Origin of the sequence: Acinetobacter chengduensis, assembly GCF_003664645.1 — a bacterium.
In the GTDB taxonomy this organism is placed as follows: domain Bacteria; phylum Pseudomonadota; class Gammaproteobacteria; order Pseudomonadales; family Moraxellaceae; genus Acinetobacter; species Acinetobacter chengduensis.
Genome location: NZ_RCHC01000044.1, coordinates 1 through 5674 on the forward strand (window position 1 = coordinate 1; position 5674 = coordinate 5674).

A 5674-nucleotide genomic window follows, 5' to 3' on the forward strand; every position below is an offset into this window, starting at 1 on the left:
ATAAAAAAATCCCCCTAACTCATTTGAGCTAGGGGGATTTTGAATTAATGAGCTGGCGATGACTTACTCTCACATGGGTAACCCCACACTACCATCAGCGCTAAGAGGTTTCACTTCTGAGTTCGGGAAGGGATCAGGTGGTTCACTCTTGCTATTGTCGCCAGCACAACTGTTATGACTTTGCATTTGGTCTTATTCGCTGTATTTCTACATTGCTTGCCGTTGCTTGGTCAAATGAGTTATTAACAGATCATATCTGAGTTGCAGTATTTTGTTCTTAAGCGTTAACTAAATCAAGTCATTTTGCTTAATATCGAATCAATTGATGCTTGATACAACAACTGTTTGGGTGTTGTATAGTCAAGCCTCACGAGCAATTAGTATTGGTCAGCTTCATGCATCACTGCACTTCCACATCCAACCTATCAACGTCGTAGTCTTCAACGGCTCTTTAGAGGAATAAATTCCTAGGGAAATCTTATCTTGAGGTAGGCTTCCCGCTTAGATGCTTTCAGCGGTTATCCCTTCCGAACATAGCTACCCGGCGATGCGACTGGCGTCACAACCGGTACACCAGAGGTTCGTCCACTCTGGTCCTCTCGTACTAGGAGCAGATCCTCTCAAATTTCCAGCGCCCACGGTAGATAGGGACCGAACTGTCTCACGACGTTCTAAACCCAGCTCGCGTACCTCTTTAAATGGCGAACAGCCATACCCTTGGGACCTGCTTCAGCCCCAGGATGAGATGAGCCGACATCGAGGTGCCAAACACCGCCGTCGATATGAACTCTTGGGCGGTATCAGCCTGTTATCCCCAGAGTACCTTTTATCCGTTGAGCGATGGCCCTTCCATACAGAACCACCGGATCACTAAGACCTACTTTCGTACCTGCTCGACTTGTGGGTCTCGCAGTTAAGCGCGCTTTTGCCTTTATACTCTACGCGTGATTTCCGACCACGCTGAGCGCACCTTCGTACTCCTCCGTTACTCTTTAGGAGGAGACCGCCCCAGTCAAACTACCCACCAGACATGGTCCTCGCTCCAGATTATGGAGCAGAGTTAGAACCTCAATATTACCAGGGTGGTATTTCAAGATTGGCTCCACCGAAACTAGCGTCTCGGTTTCAAAGCCTCCCACCTATCCTACACAAGTAAGATCAAAGTTCAATGTCAAGCTGCAGTAAAGGTTCACGGGGTCTTTCCGTCTAGCCGCGGGTACACCGCATCTTCACGGCGATTTCGATTTCACTGAGCCTCTGCTGGAGACAGCGCCCCCATCATTATGCCATTCGTGCAGGTCGGAACTTACCCGACAAGGAATTTCGCTACCTTAGGACCGTTATAGTTACGGCCGCCGTTTACTGGGGCTTCGATCAAGAGCTTCGCTTACGCTAACCCCATCAATTAACCTTCCAGCACCGGGCAGGCATCACACCCTATACGTCCACTTTCGTGTTTGCAGAGTGCTATGTTTTTAATAAACAGTTGCAGGGGCCTGGTTTCTGTGGCTGTCAATAGCTCAAGGAGCAAGTCCTATCACCGTCAACAGCGTACCTTCTCCCGAAGTTACGGTACCATTTTGCCTAGTTCCTTCAGCAGAGTTCTCTCAAGCGCTTTGGTCTACTCGACCTGACCACCTGTGTCGGTTTAGGGTACGATTCCTGTGTAACTGAAGCTTAGAGACTTTTCCTGGAAGCATAGTATCAGCCACTTCACTGTACAAGTACAGCTTGCTATCAGATCTCAGCATAGAGTACCCCGGATTTGCCTAAGATACATGCCTACATCCTTTCACCTGGACAACCAACGCCAGGCTGACTTAACTTACTCCGTCCTCTCATCGCATTACACAGAAGTATTGGAATATTAACCAATTTCCCATCGACTACGCCTCTCGGCCTCGCCTTAGGGGTCGACTCACCCAGCCCCGATTAACGTTGGACTGGAACCCTTGGTCTTTCAGCGAACGGGTTTTTCACCCGTTTTGTCGTTACTCACGTCAGCATTCGCACTTCTGATACCTCCAGCAGACTTCTCAATCCACCTTCATCGGCTTACAGAACGCTCCCCTACCACTTGCAATAAATTGCAAATCCGCAGCTTCGGCATATAGTTTTAGCCCCGTTACATCTTCCGCGCAGGCCGACTCGACTAGTGAGCTATTACGCTTTCTTTAAAGGGTGGCTGCTTCTAAGCCAACCTCCTAGCTGTCTATGCCTTCCCACATCGTTTCCCACTTAACTATAATTTAGGGGCCTTAGCTGGCGGTCTGGATTGTTTTCCTCTTGACTACGGACGTTAGCACCCGCAGTCTGTCTCCCGGATAGTACTCATTGGTATTCGGAGTTTGCATCGGTTTGGTAAGTCGGGATGACCCCCTAGCCGAAACAGTGCTCTACCCCCAATGGTATTCGTCCGAGGCGCTACCTAAATAGCTTTCGGGGAGAACCAGCTATCACCAAGTTTGATTAGCCTTTCACCCCTATCCACAAGTCATCCCCTGGCTTTTCAACGACAGTGGGTTCGGTCCTCCAGTTAGTGTTACCCAACCTTCAACCTGCTCATGGATAGATCACCTGGTTTCGGGTCTACACCCAGCAACTAAACGCCCTATTAAGACTCGGTTTCCCTACGGCTCCCCTATACGGTTAACCTTGCTACTGAATGTAAGTCGCTGACCCATTATACAAAAGGTACGCAGTCACCACACGAAGTGGCTCCCACTGCTTGTATGCATGCGGTTTCAGGATCTATTTCACTCCCCTCACAGGGGTTCTTTTCGCCTTTCCCTCACGGTACTGGTTCACTATCGGTCAGTCAGGAGTATTTAGCCTTGGAGGATGGTCCCCCCATATTCAGACAAGGTTTCACGTGCCTCGCCCTACTCGACATCATCATATAAGCCCTTTCGTGTACAGGACTATCACCCACTATGGTTGCACTTCCCAGAGCATTCCACTAGAACTTATATGACTTAATGGGCTGTTCCCCGTTCGCTCGCCGCTACTGAGGGAATCTCAATTGATTTCTTTTCCTAAGGGTACTGAGATGTTTCACTTCCCCTCGTTCGCCTCGTAACACTATGTATTCATGTTACGATACCTACCTTACGATAGGTGGGTTTCCCCATTCAGAAATCTCCGGATCATAGGATATTTGCCGCCTCCCCGAAGCTTATCGCAGGCTATTACGTCTTTCATCGCCTCTGACTGCCAAGGCATCCACCACATGCACTTAATTACTTGACTATACAACCCCAAACAGTCGCTTGATCCTACAAGTAGATCAACCAACATCACAGTTTAGTGTCTCGTGAACTTAATCACTGTACAGCTTCAATTAGATTCATATACCAAAACGCTTGATTCAGTTAATTTCGCTAGTAACTCAGTTTCTTTTATTCACTCCAACGTGTCATTTACATGTCACATCTTCGTGTTTAATTGATTCTGAGTATGAACAAATTATTTCAACTCAAATATATTCTGTTAATGATTTAACATGCCTTCGTCAGGTCATGTTGCTGTGATAAATCACAGAGCTTAATAACAATGAAGCGCATTCTACGCTAGTTTGTTGCTAAGCTCTATAACCTAAGCACTTGATCGCTTAAAGACTAAACTAACTTCACATCGTATGATCACATACTGCGCGAAGCGTAGCTTCTTGCTTAAATTTCAAGGAAAAGCATGCTTTTCTTGTCTTGAAATTTGGTGGAGACTAGGAGAGTCGAACTCCTGACCTCCTGCGTGCAAAGCAGGCGCTCTACCAACTAAGCTAAGTCCCCAGCTTATCAATTAAGTCAATGTTTCTGTTTTTCTGTATGCAGCATCTTACAATGCTTGTTAGTCAGATTTGGTGGGTCTGACAAGACTTGAACTTGTGACCCCACGCTTATCAAGCGTGTGCTCTAACCAACTGAGCTACAGACCCTCAGATACATCGTCATGAAGAACAACTTGTTGTGGATTCTTACCGGTCGCCAATCTTTCGTTAAGGAGGTGATCCAGCCGCAGGTTCCCCTACGGCTACCTTGTTACGACTTCACCCCAGTCGTCGGCCACACCGTGGTAAGCGTCCTCCTTACGGTTAGACTACCTACTTCTGGTGCAACAAACTCCCATGGTGTGACGGGCGGTGTGTACAAGGCCCGGGAACGTATTCACCGCGGCATTCTGATCCGCGATTACTAGCGATTCCGACTTCATGGAGTCGAGTTGCAGACTCCAATCCGGACTACGATCGGCTTTTTGAGATTAGCATCCTCTCGCGAGGTAGCAACCCTTTGTACCGACCATTGTAGCACGTGTGTAGCCCTGGTCGTAAGGGCCATGATGACTTGACGTCGTCCCCGCCTTCCTCCAGTTTGTCACTGGCAGTATCCTTAAAGTTCCCGGCCGAACCGCTGGCAAATAAGGAAAAGGGTTGCGCTCGTTGCGGGACTTAACCCAACATCTCACGACACGAGCTGACGACAGCCATGCAGCACCTGTATGTAAGTTCCCGAAGGCACCAATCCATCTCTGGAAAGTTCTTACTATGTCAAGACCAGGTAAGGTTCTTCGCGTTGCATCGAATTAAACCACATGCTCCACCGCTTGTGCGGGCCCCCGTCAATTCATTTGAGTTTTAGTCTTGCGACCGTACTCCCCAGGCGGTCTACTTATCGCGTTAGCTGCGCCACTAAAGCCTCAAAGGCCCCAACGGCTAGTAGACATCGTTTACGGCATGGACTACCAGGGTATCTAATCCTGTTTGCTCCCCATGCTTTCGTACCTCAGCGTCAGTATTAGGCCAGATGGCTGCCTTCGCCATCGGTATTCCTCCAGATCTCTACGCATTTCACCGCTACACCTGGAATTCTACCATCCTCTCCCATACTCTAGCTTCCCAGTATCGAATGCAATTCCTAAGTTAAGCTCAGGGATTTCACATCCGACTTAAAAAGCCGCCTACGTACGCTTTACGCCCAGTAAATCCGATTAACGCTCGCACCCTCTGTATTACCGCGGCTGCTGGCACAGAGTTAGCCGGTGCTTATTCTGCGAGTAACGTCCACTCATCCTAGGTATTAACTAGAAGAGCCTCCTCCTCGCTTAAAGTGCTTTACAACCAAAAGGCCTTCTTCACACACGCGGCATGGCTGGATCAGGGTTCCCCCCATTGTCCAATATTCCCCACTGCTGCCTCCCGTAGGAGTCTGGGCCGTGTCTCAGTCCCAGTGTGGCGGATCATCCTCTCAGACCCGCTACAGATCGTCGCCTTGGTAGGCCTTTACCCCACCAACTAGCTAATCTGACTTAGGCTCATCTATTAGCGCAAGGTCCGAAGATCCCCTGCTTTCCCCCGTAGGGCGTATGCGGTATTAGCATCCCTTTCGAAATGTTGTCCCCCACTAATAGGCAGATTCCTAAGCATTACTCACCCGTCCGCCGCTGAATCCAGGAGCAAGCTCCCTTCATCCGCTCGACTTGCATGTGTTAAGCCTGCCGCCAGCGTTCAATCTGAGCCATGATCAAACTCTTCAGTTTAAAATCAATAGTACCTTAAAGGGTACCAATCTTGGCTCATCAATTACTGACAAATATTTGCTCAAATAAACTTCGAGAAATTTCTACCAATTATCAATGAAAATATATTCGATTGATCAACCAGTAAAAATCCACACAAGTT

General features: G+C 48.4%; 2 tRNA genes and 3 rRNA genes. All 5 read right to left on the minus strand.

The features are described from left to right. Positions 1-50 precede the first annotated feature (50 nt). The 5 genes from rrf to D9K81_RS17835 all read right to left on the minus strand — a co-directional run bounded on the left by rrf (position 51) and on the right by D9K81_RS17835 (position 5532). Positions 51-165, minus strand: a 5S ribosomal RNA gene (gene rrf, locus D9K81_RS17815). A 191-nt stretch (positions 166-356) separates the two neighbouring features. Further along, positions 357-3249: ribosomal RNA gene (locus tag D9K81_RS17820) — 23S ribosomal RNA — on the minus strand. 463 nt (positions 3250-3712) lie between these two features. Beyond that, a tRNA-Ala gene (locus tag D9K81_RS17825) sits at positions 3713-3788 on the minus strand. A 69-nt stretch (positions 3789-3857) separates the two neighbouring features. Continuing rightward, a tRNA-Ile gene (locus D9K81_RS17830) sits at positions 3858-3934 on the minus strand. 61 nt (positions 3935-3995) lie between these two features. Further along, positions 3996-5532, minus strand: a 16S ribosomal RNA gene (locus D9K81_RS17835). Together the 16S, 23S and 5S rRNA genes with 2 tRNA genes alongside form the textbook arrangement of a ribosomal RNA operon. Positions 5533-5674 lie beyond the last annotated feature (142 nt).